This window comes from Bradyrhizobium sp., from assembly GCF_022844465.1.
GTDB lineage: Bacteria > Pseudomonadota > Alphaproteobacteria > Rhizobiales > Xanthobacteraceae > Bradyrhizobium.
The window spans coordinates 344520-361152 of sequence record NZ_JALHLP010000002.1 but is presented as its reverse complement, the minus strand read 5'-3'; the positions used below and the strand labels follow the sequence as shown (position 1 = coordinate 361152).

Here is a 16633-nt window from a genome sequence, read left to right as displayed (position 1 = left end):
TCCTGCGGCGGTGCATTCAAATTGACCAGGCGGGGTTTCCGCAGCAGCGTCCATGCCTTGGCATTAACCGTGCTGCACAAAACGGTAGCCGAACCAGATTGAAAATGCTTACTTTGTTGCGATGCGCTGCTCGTCTGCCCGTCGGCGTTGCCGCCGGGTTCCCCGCTCTCGGTGTCGGTGTGTGAGCCATGGCAAAGTCAGACCAACCTACCACGATCAAGAAATACGCAAACCGGCGGCTCTATAATACCGGCACCAGCACCTATGTGACGCTCGAGGATCTCGCGGCGATGGTGAAGAACGGTGAAGATTTCCTGGTCTATGACGCCAAGACCGGGGACGACATCACCCGCTCGGTGCTGGCCCAGATCATCTTCGAGCAGGAGAACAAGGCCGGCCAGAATCTCCTGCCCACCACCTTTCTCCGCCAACTGATCCGCTTCTACGGCGACAGCATGCAGATGGTGGTGCCGAAATATCTGGAGCAGTCGATCGACATGCTGACGCGCGAGCAGGAAAAATTCCGCACGCAGCTCACCAACACCTTCAGCGGTACGCCGTTTGCGCCGCTCGAAGAACACGTCCGCCGCAACATGGAATTGTTTCAGCAGACCTTCGCGATGTTCAAGCCGTTCGTACCGCCGCGCGCCGGATCCAGCGCACCCGAACCGGAGAAGATCCCGGAACCCGCGGCTGACGGCGACAACATCGACGACCTTCGCCGCCAGATGAAGGTGATGCAGGACCGCCTTGAGCGCATGTCGAAAGAACCGAAGAAGGAAGCGTAGCGCGAGCGCGCGCCGCGCCGTCGATTGTTCTGCGATTTCGAGCCAAGAGGTTGTCAAGGGATCGTCAAGCCGGCTTGGCCTGATTGACCTGAATCAAGCAGCTAGACCGGCCTCGCTGCAACATTGCCTTGATGGACATGCGCCTTTCAACCAACGCGCCGCCGCTGGCGGCCGCAAGCGACCTGCCGTCCAGGAATCGCCGCAAGCTTTCCTGGAAGCTGGCGAGCGCAGTCCTGTTCGCGGCTGCGGCGCTCGCCTTCACCTGGTGGCTCTTGCAGGGCCCGACCATCACGGTAGCGCGCGTGGTGCGCGGCGCGGCCGCGGAGATCGTTTACGCAACCGGATCGGTCGAACCCGAGACATGGTCGCGTTCGACGCCGCTGGTTCGCGGTCGGATCATCGAGCGTTGCCGATGCGAGGGCAAGGCCGTCAAGCGCGGCGATATTCTGGCGCGGCTGGACGACAAGGAAGCACTGGCGACGCTGAACGACCTGAATGCACAGGAGGAGTTCCAACGGCGAGAGTTCGACCGCCAGTCGCAATTGCTGTCGCGCGGGGTTGCGACCTCCCAGGCCTTCCAGAAATCCGAAAGCGACCTGGCGCGCGTCAGGGCGCAGATTGCGGCCCAGGCGCAGCGGCTTGAGTATTACAAGCTGGTGGCGCCGATGGACGGGACCGTTCTGAAGGAGGACGGCGAGGTCGGGGACATGGTCGAACCCGGCACGATCCTCTACCGCATCGGGCTTGAGAAGCCGCTATGGGTGGTCGCCGACGTCAATGAGGAGGACATCCCCCGGGTTAAGGTCGGCCAGAAGGCATTGCTGCGTACCGACGCGTTTGCCGGCCAGGTGTTGCCGGGGGCCGTCAAGCAGATCACGCCCGCCGGCGACCCCGTCTCCAAGACGTTCCGCGTCAGGATCGGCTTGCCTGACGATACGCCGCTGCGGGTCGGCATGAGCGTCGAGGCCAACATCGTCAGCCGCGAAAAACCCGACGTCGTTCTCGTCCCCGCCAACGCCGTGGTCAACAACAATCTGTTCGCTGTCGAAGACGGCCATGCGCGGCTGCGCAAGGTCGAGATCGGCATCCGCGGCACCGGCTTCGTGGAGATCCTGCAGGGCGTGAGCGAGGGCGAATGGGTCGCTTCGCCCGCGACCGCCAACATCAAGAACGGGTTCCGGGTACGGACCGCGCCGGTGGAGACGAAGGCGCCTTGAAGCTGATCGCGACCATCGCCTGGACCCACGTCCGCTACCGCGCGCGCCAGACCCTCGTGGCGATCGCCGGCGTCATGACCGGGGTCGGCTTTTCCATCATGATGGCGGCGATGATGGAGGGTTCGCAGGACGACTTTATTCGCACCCTGGTCGACGCCCTGCCGCATATTTCCGTGACCGACGAGTTGCGCGAGCCGAACCGGCAACCCGCCGACATCAGCTATGCGGCGGCCGAGTTCCACGGCCTGACCCCGGAGGTGCGGCGGCCCGGCATCAAGAATCCGATGGCCACGATTGCCTCGCTGCAGACCTGGGTTCCCGGCACGCTGACGCCGTCGGTGCAGTCAAAGGCGGTGCTGCGGTTCGCCGGCCGCAACATCACCATATCGATCATCGGCATCGATCCCCGTACCGAGGCCGATGTCTCCAACCTGCCGAACCACATGCGGCAGGGATCGCTGCACTCGCTCTACCGGTCCTCCAACGCGATTCTGCTCGGCGACCGGCTGGCCGCCAAGATCGGCGCCCGCGTCAATTCCCACATTACGCTCACCTCGGCCGAAGGCGTCAATATGAGCGCCACGGTGGTCGGCACCTTCCATTCCGGTTTCCGGATGACGGACGAAACCACGGGCTATGTGCTGCTGAAGACCGCCCAGGTGCTGGAAAAGCAGACCGGCGTCGTCAACGAAATCCGCGTGCGCACCCGCGACCCAATGGGGGCGCGCCTGATCAGCGAGCGCATCGGCGAACAGACCGGCTATCGCTCGATCTCGTGGCAGGAAGCCCAGGAGGACCTGCTCTCCGCTATCACGCTGCGGAATGTGCTGATGTACACCATCGTCGGCGCCATCCTGCTGGTCGCGAGCTTCGGCACCTACAACATCATCTCCACCATCACCCATGAGAAGACGCGCGACATCGCGATCCTGAAGTCGCTGGGGTTCCGCGACCAGACCATCCGCGCGATCTTTATCCTTGAGGCGCTGCTGGTCGGGTTTGTCGGGGCCGCGCTCGGATGGATCTTCGGCTATCTCTTGACCCGCGGCCTTGCCTCGCTTGAATTCAAGACGCCGTTCTCCGACTACAACCACCTGCCGGTGATCTATTCGGTGAAGCACTATCTGCTGGCGACCGCGGTCGCGCTGCTCTCCAGCCTGGTTGCAGGTTACTTCCCGGCGCGCGCCGCGGCGCGCCTGCATCCCGTCGACATCATCCGGGGCGCCACATGAGCGCGCCGCTGATCGAGGCGCGGCGCGTGACCAAGACCCTCGCCGGGGTGGTGCCGGTGACGCTGGTTCGGGATATCGACCTCGCGATCATGCCGCGGGAGTTCATCGCCATCACCGGGCCGTCCGGCTCGGGCAAGTCCTCGCTGCTGTATCTGCTGGGACTGCTTGACCTGCCGACCAGCGGCGATGTGCTGATCGATGGCCGCTCCACCACCGCCATGACCGAGGACGAGCGGGCCGAGGTGCGGCTCGCCCGGCTCGGCTTCGTGTTTCAGTTTCACTTTCTGCTCCCGGAATTCAGCATCACCGAGAACGTCGCGTTGCCGATGCGCGCCCAGGGCCGGCTGTCGCCGCGCGCGATCACGGCCCGCGCCGAGGAGTTGCTGGGATCGCTTGGACTGGGCGATCACCGCCGCAAGACGCCTGACCAGTTGTCAGGCGGGCAGCGGCAGCGGGTGGCGGTCGCCCGCGCGCTCGCCAACGACCCACCCGTCATTCTCGCGGACGAGCCGACCGGGAGCCTCGATTCGGTTTCCACCGCGCAGGTGTTCGGCATTCTCCGCGACCTGGTGGCGCTGGACGGCAAGACCGTGGTCGCGGTCACCCACGATCTCAATCTCGCAGCACAGATGCATCGCCGCATTCACGTGGTTGACGGTCAGGTGCAGAAGGAGGCGGTTGCCGCGGCCGACGGCGTGGCATCTTGACCTGGGTATGCCGGCTGGTCAGCCCGCCGCCGGCAGTACCGTATCCGCCGCCGCGCTCCACGGCCGCTGCGGCGAGGCGAGCCCTGTGAGGCGGCCCTGAATGTAGTCGCAGCCCCATTCCCGCAGCATCGCGGCGGCTTCCTCGTCCTGGACCCATTCCGCCACCGTCTTGATGTGCAGCCGGCGGGCCAGATCGATCAACGTCTGCACGAAGGCCCGATCGTCCTGGGAACGGGCGATGTTCTGCACGATGGCGCCGTCGATCTTGACGATGTCGACGCCGAGTTTGCGCAAGTTCCGGAACGAGGTGTAGCCGGCGCCGAAATCGTCGATCGCGATCCGGCTCCCGAAACCCTTGAGGCGGCCGATGAAGTCCCTGATTTCGTCGATATCCTGGATCGCAATCGTTTCCGTGATTTCGACGATCAACCGCTCGCCGACGCCGGGATACGACTGCATCAGCGATTCGACCGATGTCAACCAGTCCGGATCCATCGTGGTGTGGGGCGAAATGTTCAGGCTCAGCCGCACGTTCGGCGAGGCCGCGAGTTCGGCGACCGCGAGTTCGAGCACGCGATGATCCACCAGCCGGATCAAGCCGAGGCGTTCGGCGACCGGCACGATGTCCGGCGCCAGCAGCGCCTCGCCGTCCTCCTGCACCATTCGCACCAGGCACTCGTAGAATGCCGGCTGCCGCGAGCGCGCATCGACGACCGGCTCAAACGCCGTGACGATCCGCCGCTCGTTCAGGGCGGTGACGATTTCGTCGGTTACGCGGATGTTGACGCGGCGCTGGGCGTCGCGCTCGGCATTCGGGCGCCACAGCGAGAACGAACCCGCACGGCGGCGCTTGGCGGCATCGAGCGTTTCCTGGGCGCGGCTCACTGCCTCATCGGCGCTGCGGGCGTGGCGCGGCATGCTGATCGCGCCGATCGATACCGTGACCGAGACGGGCCCGGAACTGGTTGGAATCACCTCGTCGCGAACGCCGGTCAGGAAACGTTCGGCCGCAACATTGGTGTCGTCGACGGTGCAGTTCCGCAGTATCAGCCCGAACTTGTTGCCGGAGAACCGTCCGAGCACGTCCCCGCCGCGCAGCCGGGCCCGGAGACGCTTTCCGACTTCCGCGATCACGGCGTCCGCGACGTCGAAACCGAACGCGTCGTTGACGCGCGCCAGATGGTCGATTCCGATCAGCATGAAGGCGCAGACCGACCGCGCGCGCGTGGTCGCCTCGATGGTTTCCGCCAGCGCCGCGACCAAATGGGTGCGGTTGAGTTCGCCGGTGAGCGGATCGTGCCGCGACAGCCGCATCAGTTGCTCGTCGCGGGCGTGGCGCTCATTGTTGACGCGAACGATGCCTTGCGCACGCGCCGGCTTGCCGTCGCTTCCGGCAAACCAGCAACCGGTTTCCTCGATCCAGATCACGGGCACGGAGGTCGATATCCGCACGCCATATTCGATGCGGTAGAAGGCTCCCTCGCCGCCGCGGGGGGGAGCGGATTGGCTGAGTGCGTCCGAGCGAATTGACCGCTTCGGCTCGATCAGGCTGGCAAACCCGGTGCCGCTTGCCAGCGTTTCCCGCGGAATATCGCTGAAGATCGAGCCGGCATTGTCGCTCCAGGCGATGGTGTCGGTCGCCAGATCCCAGACAAAGGCTGCCTGCCCGACCGAAGCCAGGATGCTGGAGAGGTGCGGGACAGCGGACATCAGGTCGCCTCGATTCGGGACAGCGGCGGGTGATTCCCGCACGCTGAGGATACGGGCCCATTCGAATCAGAGACTAGGTAAAGTTGATAAACAATCCGGAAACCACGTTTCGGGGGCGTCCCGCCCCCGCTTTGCAGGCCGAACCGCATCGGCACGGGCCTTGCGAGGACCAGGTCGCAGTGGGAATTAACGTCCCAGAATGTGACAGGTCAGCCGGTCAGGATGTGCAATGCGAGTTCTCGATGGACCAGATCGGACGCACCAGGGTGAGGTCGTCAGCCTCGACGAGCCGGCTTGTGTCGAACTGGTGCCGCTGACCCGGTCGGCGCCCTGGTCGCCGAGACCAGCCTTGACGCGGCCCGACCCATGCTTCCTGGCCCACCTGATCGCGACCGCCGAACAGGCGCCGCAGACCCGCAACCTGCGGCGAGCTTCGCCGGCCGATGCTCAGACCGCCTACGGTGCCAGCCAGACGCGCCTCTATGGCATCGGCTTCCGAACGCGGCAAACGATCTAGCGTTGAGGTCTATCCGGAGCGGAAGGCGAGCCTGAGCCCGGCTGCAGTCCCGGCGAAGCGACTTCCTGCGAGCCAGGATTGGGCGTGGCGGCAGGATGAACCGATTTCGGCTCGGGGTAGTCCAGCGGCCCGGGTTCGGTGACCGAGGCTATCGGAGCGGAAGGCGCGGGCATCGGCGCCGGGGGTGCGGCTGGCTCGAATGGCGGATCGTCGGCCGGCGCCACGACCTTGCCGGGACCCTGAGCCACAGGCAAAGGCGCTGCCGCAACGGAGCGACGCCGGGTCCGCAGCGCCAGGCCGGACAAGAAATCCACCAGCGCCAGCGCCGTCAGCAGGAAGAAGGTCGAGGTGCCGAACTCCCGCCACAGCACGAACTCCGCTGCCGCCGCCGAAAACACGATCAGCGAGAGCAGGTGGTCGGTGAGATATTTGGCGCCGGGGCGCGCGCCTTTGACGACTTCGGAGAGCAGCAGCAGGATAGCGAGGGTGAGCAGCACGTCGCTCAGCGTCACCGTCCAGATCGCGCCTGACATCAATGTCAGCCTCACCAGCGGATCGGTGAAGGAAACGCCGGGCATCAGGAAGACGATGATGTTGTAGATCGCGAGCGGAATCAGAAGCAGCGGAAAACCGACCATGGCATCGGCGCCTTGTTGGTGAACTGGAACATTCCGGGCGAAGCATCGCTTCTCCGCCGGGAGCTGTGCTGGCCCACTGGTTGGCCAACCTCAGGCAGGGCGCCGCCGATCGCGGGGCCCCACTTCCGTCCTGGTCAGGATTCCTTTTTCTTCAGGACCTGTCGGCCCTTGTACATGCCGGTCTTCAGGTCGAGGTGGTGCGGCCGGCGCAGTTCGCCGGAATCCTTGTCCTCGGCATAGGTCGGCTTCTTCAGCGCGTCCGCCGATCGGCGCATGCCACGCCGCGAGGGCGATGTTTTTCTTCTGGGAACGGCCATAACGGTCCTCTAAGGGTGTTGTCGGGGGCATCGTCCGGGAACGGAAACGCTGCGTCAGGCGCGCTGCGATGCCGATAAGGCCGCGTATATAGAGGATGGGATGGCGTAAAGCTAGAGCGTTTTCCCGCCAAGCGAGGCCGGTTTCGCGCCAGGAAAACGCGCCAAATCAAGAATCTAGCGTGCCGCTTGATCCCTACGAAGCGGAAGAGCTTTGGCCGGATTGCCGGGCCATAAATGGCTCAAAACGGTCGATTCTCGTGCCAGCAGCGTTGCAGGGCCGCCGTATTGGCCCGCGCCAGGTATGTTCCGGCCAGACGGCGCACACCGGGACTGGGGTTGCGGGCACTGCGCTTGATCGGATTGGGCAGGATCGCTGCGAGCAAGGCGGCTTCGCGCGCGGAAAGCGTCGCGGCCGAACGGCCGAACGCGTGGAGCGATCCCGCTTCCGCCCCGAATTGCCCGGACGGACCGAGTTCGGCAATGTTGAGATAAATCTCCAGGATCCGCTGCTTGGGCAGCACCAGATCGATCCACATCGCCAGCGGCAGTTCCAGCGCCTTGCGGACCACGCTGCGGCCCGGCCACAGGAACAGATTCTTGGCCACCTGCTGGGTGATGGTCGAACCGCCGCGGGCGACTTCGCCGTCTTCGGCGTCGTCCATCGCCTCCTGCAGCGCATCCCAATCGATGCCGCGATGGCTGCAGAATTTGGCGTCCTCGGACGCCACCACCGAGCGCGGCAGGTAGGGCGAAATCGCTCCGAACTCGATCCATTGACGCGACACCGGCGCCGCCGTGAGCCAGCGCCAGGTCATCAACGCCGAAACCGGTTGGCCGATTCGGTAGAACGGCGTCACGACATAAGGCAGCAACAGCACCGCCAGCAGGATCAGTCCCAAGATTCGAACGATGCGCAAATTGAAGGCTTTCGGTTCTGCCCACGCCGGCATCAAGGCCTGCGAACAGGCTTTATGCCCATGACATCTCCCATGATCTTTCGCTGCTTTTCCAGCGCTTTTTGGGCGTCGTGAACGCGGTCATGGAATTGACGAAGCCCGCGGCATCAACGATTGTCCGGCCGAATTGACCCGGAGCCATTGTTGATGACGACCGCCGACTTTGCCAAACGACTGGACCAGACCGCCGAGGATACCGAGGCGCTGCTGGCGAAGCTGCTGTCGGACACGCTGTTGCCCGACGAGATCGCCCGGCCGAAGCGGCTGATGGACGCCATGCGTTATTCGAGCCTCAACGGCGGCAAGCGGCTGCGCCCTTTTCTGGTGGTCGAAAGCTCGGCCGTGTTCGGTGTGCCGCGCGCGGCGGGCCTGCTGGTCGGTGCCGCCCTTGAATGCATCCATTGCTATTCCTTGATCCATGACGACCTGCCGGCGATGGACAACAGCGATCTGCGTCGCGGCCGGCCCACGCTGCACAAGAAGACCGACGACGCCACCGCCATCCTGGCCGGCGACGGGTTGCTGACGCTGGCGTTCGACATCGTCACCCGTGACGAGATCCACAGCGACGCCAATGTGCGCCTGCGGCTGACGCGCGCGCTGGCGCGCGCTTCGGGCATCGGCGGCATGGTCGGCGGCCAGATGCTGGACCTCGCCGGCGAAGGCCGGTTCGGCGACCGCGAGCCGGTCGACGTGGCGCGGCTGCAGCAGATGAAGACCGGCGCGCTGTTGCGCTATGGCTGCATTGCCGGCGCCATCCTCGGGCAGTCCACGCCGGCGCAGTATCAGGCGCTCGACGATTACGGCCGCGCGCTCGGCGAGGCCTTCCAGATCGCCGACGACCTGCTCGACGTCGAAGGCGACGCCGCTGCGCTGGGCAAGCAGACCGGCCAGGACGCCGCACTCGGCAAGACCACTTTCGTTACCCAGCTCGGCGTCGAGGGCGCCAGGCAGCGCGTGCGCGACCTGCTGGCGCGGGCGGATTCAGCATTATCGGGGTTCGGCGCCAAGGGCGACGTGTTGCGGGCGACCGCGCGCTTCGTCGCGGAGCGCAAGAACTGACGTCAAGTGGCGGCAGACGGCGCGCAGGAAGCACGCCGGCTCGCCGGCCCTACGCTACGGGCACACGCCCGACATGATGGCCCCGTAGGAGTGACAACCCGTCGCACGGTCCTGGCCAGTGAGCGGCCGGCCGTTAGACCCAATTCCTGGACCACCAGGTGTTTGAGAACGCGTGATATAAACCCGCTGTGTTGATTCCGGAACGCGCATTGCTTCGCTAGCGCGCCGTGATTCCGGCCGGTCGCGCTTGGCCACCGGCTTGCCGGCGCGGCGCTTCTCGCATTCATTGTCGTCGTTGAGGAACGAGCCCGCGGCGCAGCTGATCCTGGTGCAGCGCTCGCCATCGGCCTTGAAGCCATGCTCGCAGACCACCGGGCAGACCCGCGACGTCTTCAGCTTGATCGCATCAAGCGCATCGATGCTGGCGACCTTGGCGTCGAGCCTGGTTCCGGCGTAGCGGTTGAACAGCGTCAGCGAACGCTGCGAGGCCGCGTTCCAACTGCCATCGGCGGCAGCGGTGAGACATCCGACGCGGCGCAGTTCGGCCTGCACCGACTTGGTGACGTCGGCCTGTGGCGGGCCGGCATCGAGGGCGGCAAGGTTCACCGGCTTGTCTCCGGCAGCGCTTTCGGCGGCCGCGCGCTTCTGTTCGCCCGCAGCCGCCTGGTCCTGCGCGACCTGCTTGGCCTTCTCAGCCGCAAGCCGCGCCTGCTCGGCCGCCTTCGCGTCGGCCTCGGCCTTGACCTGCTGGCCCTTCTGGGCGCCCTCGGCGGCAAGGCGCGCACGCTCCTGTTCGGCCTGCCGCGCCTTCTCGGTCGCAGCGATGCGGGCTTCTTCGGCAAGGATCTTGTCGAGCTGGAGCTTGGCCAGGCTGGCGTAGAAGCCGTCGGGGTTCTGCACCAGGAACGCGTTGAGCGCGCTCTTGTTGCCGACCTGCAACGCCAGTTCGTAGTCGCGGCGGGCTTCGGCCTGTGGGCTCAACGCCGGCGAGGAAGCCGCCACCGCGGGCACCGCCCGGGGAGCGGGCACCAGCGGCACGTCTTCGCCGCCGAGCGAACCGTACACAAAGGGCTCCTGCCGGTTACCGGTGGTCTTCAGCACTTCGTCGCGCACGAAGCCGAAGGCGCGGCGCACATCGAGGCCGGGCTTGGTCAGGTGCTGGGCCAGTGCCGCCGTGAACGGGCTGTGCTTGCCGTCGCCGTCGGCGGCGGTCGAACCAGCCTTGGCCGAATAGGCGATCAGGACGTTCGGGCTGGTCGGCTCGATCTTGGCGAGGCCTTGCCCGATCGCGCGGGTGGCCACGGTCCGCTTCATGGTCCTGGCAAACGGATTGTCCCGGCAGGCGTCGAGGATCACCAGGCGCAATTTCTTGGCCGGCTCGATCGCGAGCAGGATGCGGTCGAGCGAGAAGGCTTCGTCGTAGATGTCGGTGTCGCGCTCCAGCCGCGCATCGACCGGAATCAGGTAGTTGGCGCCATCGACCTCGATGCCGTGGCCGGCATAATAGACCACGGCGATGTCGGCATTGCGCGCCTGGTCGGCGAAGTCGCGTAGCGCGCGCCTTGTCTCGGCCGCCGGCAGATCGCGGCGGGAATCGACGATATCGAAGCCGGCCTCCTTCAGCGTCGCCGCGATCCTGGCGCTGTCGTTACCGGGATTGGCGAGCGGCGCGACGTTCTGGTAGGCGGAATTGCCCAGCACCAGCGCCACGCGCTTCTCGGCAAAGGCCGGGGCGCAGGCCAGCAGCGAGGCCGCGGCCGCCAGGGCCAATCGGAACAGTCTCAGCGATGCAGATTTCATCATGACGTTTCCCAGGCCTCGCGCTTTCTATCACACCAGCCTGACTACCAGAAGCCGCGGCCGGGCTTTGTGAGGCAGGTCACGAACCACGTCGCCGTTGATCGCACCGTTGCTTTGTCCCTGGCCTCGATCCTTGGTCAGAACCGGCGCCGCACCGGTTCAGCCATGCCCGGTCACGATTTACGCCGGGTTAACCATGATCTGTACCTCGCGGAGCGGCCGGCATCCCAAGCGGCGTAACGCGGCCGGCCGCCGCCTCGTCGCCCCCTCATCGATCACCAGCAGCCCATGGCGCAATCAGGCAGTCCGTGGCTTAATCTGCATCGAACCAATCTCTTCTCGCCGGGAGGACCTGCCGTGAGCCATGACCGATCGACCGTGGAAGCCGTGGTCAAGAATTACTTCGATGGCCTGTATGAGGGTGACGCCGACAAGCTCGGCGCGGTGTTCGACCCGACCGCTGACCTGCGCTGGGTGGAAAAGGGCGCGCTGCAGGTGCTGAGCGTGCCGGACTGGCTCGATCGGGTGCGCAAGCGGCCATCCGCCAAGGCGGAAGGCAAGCCGCGCGAGGATTTCATCGTCACGATCGACCGCTCCGACGAATCCACGGCCTTCATCAAGGTGCGCTGCCAGCTGCCGCCGCGCTATTTCACCGACTATCTGGTGGCGATGAAGCTCAGCGACGGCTGGAAAATCGTCTCGAAATCCTACCGCTACGACCTGCGGGAGTAGCCTGATGCGGCATTGACGGCCCCGTTCACGCGGGCAAACTGGCCCGACACGATACGGGGACACCGTGGAAGCCCAGTTCCAGATCTTTCTGATCCTGCTGGCGGTGCTGGCCGGCGCCACGCTGCTGGCGCGGCGGATCGACCTCGCACCGGCGATCCTGCTGCTGCTGACCGGCATCGGGCTGGCCTTCGTGCCAGGGATGCCGACCCTGGAATTGCCGCCGGACCTGGTGCTGCTGGTGGTGTTGCCGCCGCTGATCTATTCGGCCAGCGTCGCCATGAGCTGGCGCGAATTCAAATTCAACCTGCGGCCGATCATCCTGCTGTCGGTCGGCTGCGTGATCTTCACCGCGTTTGCGGTCGCCACCGCGACACATTATCTGATCGGTCTGCCCTGGGGGGTGGGCTTCCTGCTGGGGGCCATCGTCGCGCCGCCGGATGTCGTGGCGCCGCTGGCAATCGCCCGGAAGCTGGGCATGCCGCGCCGCATCCTCGTGGTGCTCGAGGGCGAGGGCCTCGTCAACGACGCCACCGCGTTGATCCTCTACCGGTTTGCAGTGGCGGCAATTTCAACCGGACTGTTCTCGCTGCCGAAGGCCACCGGGACCTTCGCGGTCATCGTGGTCGGCGAATTGCTGTTCGGCGTAGCCGTCGGCTGGCTCTCCCTGCGTGCCCGGCATCGTACGCGCGACCCGCAGATCGAGATCACGCTGTCGCTGCTCACCCCGTACTTCGCCTTCTGGATTCCCGAGCATCTCGGTGGCTCGGGCGTGATCGCAACCGTCGCCTGCGGGCTCTATATCGGCTGGAACGGGCCGCTGCTGATCTCGGCGGCGACCCGGCTGCAGGGAATCTTCTTCTGGGACCTTGTGATCTTTCTGGTCGAAGGCCTGTTGTTCCTGCTGACGGGATCCCAGCTACGGCTGCTGTTTGAAAAATCCAAGGCATTTCCGATCCAGGAAATTATTTTCGCTACCGGACTGGTCGCCGTCGTCATCATCGTCGCGCGCTTTGCCTGGGTCTATCCCGCAACCTATCTGCCGCGGCTGATCAGCAAGCGGGTGCGGGAGCGCGATCCGGCGCCTTCCTGGCGTATTACATTCGTGGTCGCCTTCACCGGCGTACGCGGCGCGGTGTCGCTGGCCGCGGCGCTGGCATTGCCGTTGACGCTGCCGGGCGGCGAAGCTTTTCCGTACCGCGACATGATCCTGTTCGTCGCCTTCGGCGTCATCTTCATCACGCTGGTCGGACTGGGGCTTGGATTGCCTGCCGTGGTGCGCTGGCTCGGCCTGGCCGGCGAAGGTCGCAACGAATACGTCGCCGAACACGAGGCGGAGATCGCGGCGCGGCGCGAAGCGCTGGATGCGGCCCTGAAGTCGCTCGACGCCATCACCGATGACCGCCAACTCTCCGACGAAGTCGTCAAGCTGCTGCGCCAACGGCACGAGATCCGCACCGGTCAGCTTCCCGGTTCGCTCGATCCGGCGGGGCACGAAATCTCGGCGAGCGGAACCCGGCTGACCCGCGAATTGATCGGAGCGGAGCGGAAGTTCATCCACGCGCTGTTGCGCGACGGCAAGATCACCGACGAGACGCGGCGGCGGATCGAGCGCGACCTCGACCTTGAGGAAGCCATCCTGAGCAATCGGGAGTACCGGACTATGCCATTGTAGGCGGGAGCGCCGGGCTCACTCCGCCGCGACGCTGCGGCCCGGCCGCCCGGCAAAGCCGGCGGGATCGCCGAACCGCTCGATCATGACCGCGGTCAGATCCTTGGCCTTGCTGGTGACACAGGCACCTGACCTCACCGCGTAGCGGTCCTGATGCTTCAGGTGCACCGGCGCCTCGCCCTGCTGCAGCGCGCGGGCCGCATCCAGCATCAGCTTGCGGAAATGCATGATGCCGAGATCGGTCGGGCCGAGATGCTCGCGGGTGCGATCGGCGATCAGGCCCTGGCTGTCCTGTACGGCGGCGTCCTGCTCGGACACGCCCTTGATGCCGGTGTAGCTGCTGGTTTTCTGCAGCTTGCGGTCGATCAGATAGTCGTTCGCCTTGTTGCGCAGTGGAATGTAATTCTCGTCGACTTCCGACATCACGCCGTTGCCGCGGTCGTAGCCGTCGCGCTCGGCCTGCGTCAGCGGCCGTTCCGGATTCCAGGCGTAAGTGTAGATCCAGCAGCTGGTATCGGTGACCGGAATGAAGCTCTGGCCGAAAATGTTCTCGCCCGGCATCGAGCTCGGCGCATAGGCGTGGACCGGCATCAGGAACTGGGCGATGCGCCAATAGATGTTGTCGGTTCCGGTGAGCCGTCCGCCGGCGACCACGAGCCCCGCCTCATGCGGGCTGACCTTGATGACGGGCCGCGGATCCTCGGCGATCCATCGCATGTGATCGGTCGCGACCCGCGTCAGCGGATTGACGAAATGCTTCTTGATGTCGAGGATCTCGTTCTCTTCCTTTTCAAAGGAAAGATGCGCGAAGGTGAAATGCGCGGTGTCGATCGAGCCTTCCAGCGCCTGCACCCAGTTGCAGTCCTGCCACTTCTTGGTGACGTAGCGGTGCGATTCCGGCACCAGCGCCATTTCCAGATCGGGCAATTCAGGCACCTGATCGGCCGGGCCCATATAGGCCCAGATCATGTCGCCCCATTCGCGCACCGGATAGGACTTGATGCGGATCAGGTCCTTGGCGTTGAGATCGGGATAGGAGGTCGGCATGTCGACGCAGGCGCCCGAGGTGTCGAACTTCCAGCCGTGATAGACGCAGCGGATTCCGCACTCCTCGTTCCGCCCGAGCCAGAGATTGGCGCCGCGGTGCGGGCAGTACTGGTCGATGACGCCGACCACGCCGCGGCTGTCGCGGAAGGCCAGCAGCTCCTCGCCCATGACGACGATCTTTTTCGGCGGCCCGTCGGCCTCCGGCAATTCCTTCGACAGCAGCACCGGCATCCAGAACCGGCGCAGCAAATCGCCCATGCCGGTGCCGGCCCCGCTCTCGGTCAGGAATTTGTTGTCTTCGGCGCGGAGCATGCGGCGTCCTCGGAGTCTTATTTTGCTTTTGCGCAAGCTTGGCGCAGGCGGAGCGAGGCGTCAACGGTTGGCTACCTCGGTTGCCCGCCTCGCGGGGAGCATCCCTGTCACGTCGGCGTTGAACTATAGACGACAGAACGCTGCTGAGTTAGCCTGCGGGGCAACCTTACGCCCGAGAAACTCCTGAATGGTGACTCAGCAAGATATTTCTGCCCACTACACGCATGGCAAATTGACTGCGGCGATCCGCAGCGGGATCGAGTCTCTTGGCAAGACAACCGATTCAGTGACCATCGATGATCTGGCTCCTGTTGATGAGTTTCATATCGGCGGCCGCCAGGCCTCCGAACATTTTCTCGATCAACTCTATCTCACCCCCGAAAAGCATATTCTCGATGTTGGATGTGGTCTTGGCGGACCCGCGCGGTTTGTTGCTAGCCGGTACCGCTGCCGTGTCGATGGCATTGACCTGACCCCCGAATACGTCGAGACCGGACAGGAGATTTGCAAATGGGTAGGTCTCGCCGACCGCATTTCGCTGCATCTGGGCAGCGCATTGTCGATGCCGTTTGCGGATGGCACTTTTGACGGCGCCTATATGCTGCATGTCGGCATGAATATCGAAGACAAGGCCGGGCTCTGCCTTGAGGTGGGCCGCGTGTTGCGGCCGGGCTCGCTTTTCGGAATCTACGACGTCATGAAAACTGGTGACGGCGAGCTGACTTTTCCTGTGCCATGGGCGACAACGCCTGAGTCAAGCGCCGTGGCAAGACCTGAACAGTACCGCAGCGCGCTTGAAGCTGCCGGTTTTGCTGTGATTACTGAACACACCCGACGCGACTTTGCGCTGCAGTTCTTTGAACAACTACGTGCCAGAACCATGGCGGCAGGTGGTCCCCCGCCGCTTGGGCTTCATGTCCTGATGGGCAGGAACACTCCGGACAAGGTGCAAAATATGACCCAGAACATAACCAACGGTCGCATCGCACCGGTCGAGCTTATCGCGCGGAAGTCTTAGGCGGGCTCACACCGGCCGTTCGCCCTTCACCGTCACCCGCGTTCCCGCACGCGTGTGCGGCCAGTAGTCCCACATCGCGCGGTGCTGGGCGCAGCGATTGTCCCAGAACGCAATGGCGTTTTCGCTCCAGCGGAAACGGCACTGGAACAGGGGATTCTCCGCGTGCTGGTACAGATAGGCCAGCATGGCGTCGCTCTCGTCGCGGGGGATGCCTGATATGAACCGGGTGAAGCCGCGGTTGACGTAGAGCGCCTTCTTTCCCGTGACCGGATGGGTGCGCACGACCGGATGCTCGGCGCGCGGATAGTCCGGCCGGTCGGCGACGCCGTAATTGGCGTAGAGGCCGCGGTAGGTCTGCTCGCCGTCATGCAGCGCGGTCAGCCCGTCGAGATAGGTTTTCATCCGCTCCGACAGCGCCTCGTAGGCCGCGTACATATTGGCGAACAGCGTGTCGCCGCCGCGCGGCGGGCACTGCCTGATGTAGAGGATCGACCCCATCGGCGGCTCAAGGTCGCAGGAGACGTCGCTGTGCCAGCCCTCGCCATTGGCGCGCGGTGAGTCCTTGTCGGCGTAGATCTTCATCAGCGCGGGATCGTCGCCCTCGTGCGGTGCGGCGGGATGGACGTGCAGTTCGCCGAACTTGCGGCCGAAGGCGAGATGCTGTTGTGGCGTGATGTGCTGGTCGCGGAAGAAGATCACGAGGTTCTCGGCGAGCGCGCGGTGGATTTCGTCGATCTGGCGGTTGGAACGGGAATCGTCCGAGACGAGCCTGCCGATATCGACGCCGGAGATTTCCGCGCCGATGATCGGGGTGAGTTTTTCGACCCCGATGGTCTCATAGGGCTCGGCCTCGCCGGCGAGGTGACGATAGCGCGGGCCTTGCTTGCCGGACAGCGAACTCATGGGCGTTC

The 16633-nt window shown here is 64.9% G+C and carries 16 protein-coding genes; 9 read left to right on the top strand and 7 right to left on the bottom strand.

All coding sequences use genetic code 11. The features are described 5' to 3' along the window. Positions 1 to 188: 188 nt before the first annotated feature. The 4 genes from phaR to Q0D31_RS07935 all read left to right on the top strand — a co-directional run bounded on the left by phaR (position 189) and on the right by Q0D31_RS07935 (position 3944). Complete coding sequence (gene phaR, locus Q0D31_RS07950) at positions 189 to 788, top strand: polyhydroxyalkanoate synthesis repressor PhaR (RefSeq protein ID WP_291848006.1); 600 nt, start codon at positions 189 to 191, stop codon at positions 786 to 788. Positions 789 to 919: 131 nt separating this feature from the next. Further along, positions 920 to 2005, top strand: coding sequence for an efflux RND transporter periplasmic adaptor subunit (locus Q0D31_RS07945; protein ID WP_291848004.1), 1086 nt, complete (start codon positions 920 to 922; stop codon positions 2003 to 2005). Next, positions 2002 to 3237 (top strand): ABC transporter permease, encoded by a 1236-nt coding sequence (locus Q0D31_RS07940; RefSeq protein ID WP_291848003.1) that lies wholly within the window; start codon positions 2002 to 2004, stop codon positions 3235 to 3237. The genes Q0D31_RS07945 and Q0D31_RS07940 overlap by 4 nt, the downstream gene beginning before the upstream one ends. Then, positions 3234 to 3944 carry an ABC transporter ATP-binding protein gene (locus Q0D31_RS07935; RefSeq protein WP_291848001.1) on the top strand — a complete coding sequence of 237 codons (711 nt, stop codon included), beginning with the start codon at positions 3234 to 3236 and terminating at the stop codon, positions 3942 to 3944. Before Q0D31_RS07940 ends, Q0D31_RS07935 begins: the two co-directional genes overlap by 4 nt. Before the next feature lie 18 nt (positions 3945 to 3962). Here the strand turns inward: Q0D31_RS07935 and Q0D31_RS07930 are convergent, their stop codons facing one another. Next, positions 3963 to 5654, bottom strand: coding sequence for a bifunctional diguanylate cyclase/phosphodiesterase (locus Q0D31_RS07930; RefSeq protein ID WP_291847998.1), 1692 nt, complete (start codon positions 5652 to 5654; stop codon positions 3963 to 3965). Positions 5655 to 5883: 229 nt separating this feature from the next. Between Q0D31_RS07930 and Q0D31_RS07925 the strand changes: the two genes are divergently transcribed. Then, positions 5884 to 6171, top strand: coding sequence for a hypothetical protein (locus Q0D31_RS07925; RefSeq protein WP_291847995.1), 288 nt, complete (start codon positions 5884 to 5886; stop codon positions 6169 to 6171). Here Q0D31_RS07925 and Q0D31_RS07920 read toward each other — a convergent pair. The 3 genes from Q0D31_RS07920 to mtgA all read right to left on the bottom strand — a co-directional run bounded on the left by Q0D31_RS07920 (position 6168) and on the right by mtgA (position 8076). Further along, positions 6168 to 6809, bottom strand: coding sequence for a hypothetical protein (locus Q0D31_RS07920; protein WP_291847993.1), 642 nt, complete (start codon positions 6807 to 6809; stop codon positions 6168 to 6170). The genes Q0D31_RS07925 and Q0D31_RS07920 overlap by 4 nt on opposite strands. Before the next feature lie 134 nt (positions 6810 to 6943). Beyond that, positions 6944 to 7126 (bottom strand): 50S ribosomal protein L32, encoded by a 183-nt coding sequence (rpmF, locus tag Q0D31_RS07915; protein ID WP_028347701.1) that lies wholly within the window; start codon positions 7124 to 7126, stop codon positions 6944 to 6946. Between the two features lie 239 nt (positions 7127 to 7365). Further along, on the bottom strand, positions 7366 to 8076 hold the full coding sequence (gene mtgA / locus Q0D31_RS07910) for a monofunctional biosynthetic peptidoglycan transglycosylase (RefSeq protein WP_291847982.1): 711 nt from the start codon (positions 8074 to 8076) through the stop codon (positions 7366 to 7368). 153 nt (positions 8077 to 8229) lie between these two features. On the opposite strand from mtgA, the gene Q0D31_RS07905 reads away from it, so the two are divergent. Continuing rightward, positions 8230 to 9144, top strand: coding sequence for a polyprenyl synthetase family protein (locus Q0D31_RS07905; protein WP_291847979.1), 915 nt, complete (start codon positions 8230 to 8232; stop codon positions 9142 to 9144). Positions 9145 to 9198: 54 nt separating this feature from the next. Here the strand turns inward: Q0D31_RS07905 and Q0D31_RS07900 are convergent, their stop codons facing one another. Beyond that, positions 9199 to 10944 (bottom strand): caspase family protein, encoded by a 1746-nt coding sequence (locus Q0D31_RS07900; RefSeq protein ID WP_291848173.1) that lies wholly within the window; start codon positions 10942 to 10944, stop codon positions 9199 to 9201. Positions 10945 to 11301: 357 nt separating this feature from the next. Between Q0D31_RS07900 and Q0D31_RS07895 the strand changes: the two genes are divergently transcribed. Both Q0D31_RS07895 and Q0D31_RS07890 read left to right on the top strand, forming a co-directional pair. Continuing rightward, on the top strand, positions 11302 to 11676 hold the full coding sequence (locus Q0D31_RS07895; protein ID WP_291847976.1) for a nuclear transport factor 2 family protein: 375 nt from the start codon (positions 11302 to 11304) through the stop codon (positions 11674 to 11676). Between the two features lie 64 nt (positions 11677 to 11740). Then, the gene (locus tag Q0D31_RS07890; RefSeq protein WP_291847972.1) at positions 11741 to 13348 is read left to right on the top strand and encodes a Na+/H+ antiporter; all 1608 of its coding nucleotides are present in this window, start codon (positions 11741 to 11743) and stop codon (positions 13346 to 13348) included. A gap of 15 nt (positions 13349 to 13363) precedes the next feature. Here the strand turns inward: Q0D31_RS07890 and Q0D31_RS07885 are convergent, their stop codons facing one another. After that, positions 13364 to 14704 (bottom strand): Rieske 2Fe-2S domain-containing protein, encoded by a 1341-nt coding sequence (locus Q0D31_RS07885; protein ID WP_291847969.1) that lies wholly within the window; start codon positions 14702 to 14704, stop codon positions 13364 to 13366. Between the two features lie 187 nt (positions 14705 to 14891). On the opposite strand from Q0D31_RS07885, the gene Q0D31_RS07880 reads away from it, so the two are divergent. Beyond that, entirely contained in the window at positions 14892 to 15722 is an 831-nt protein-coding gene (locus tag Q0D31_RS07880) for a methyltransferase domain-containing protein (protein WP_291847967.1), read from the top strand. Between the two features lie 6 nt (positions 15723 to 15728). On the opposite strand, the gene Q0D31_RS07875 is transcribed toward Q0D31_RS07880, so the two are convergent. Then, positions 15729 to 16625, bottom strand: a complete 897-nt coding sequence (locus tag Q0D31_RS07875; protein ID WP_291847965.1) for a TauD/TfdA family dioxygenase — start codon at positions 16623 to 16625, stop codon at positions 15729 to 15731. Positions 16626 to 16633: the final 8 nt, after the last annotated feature.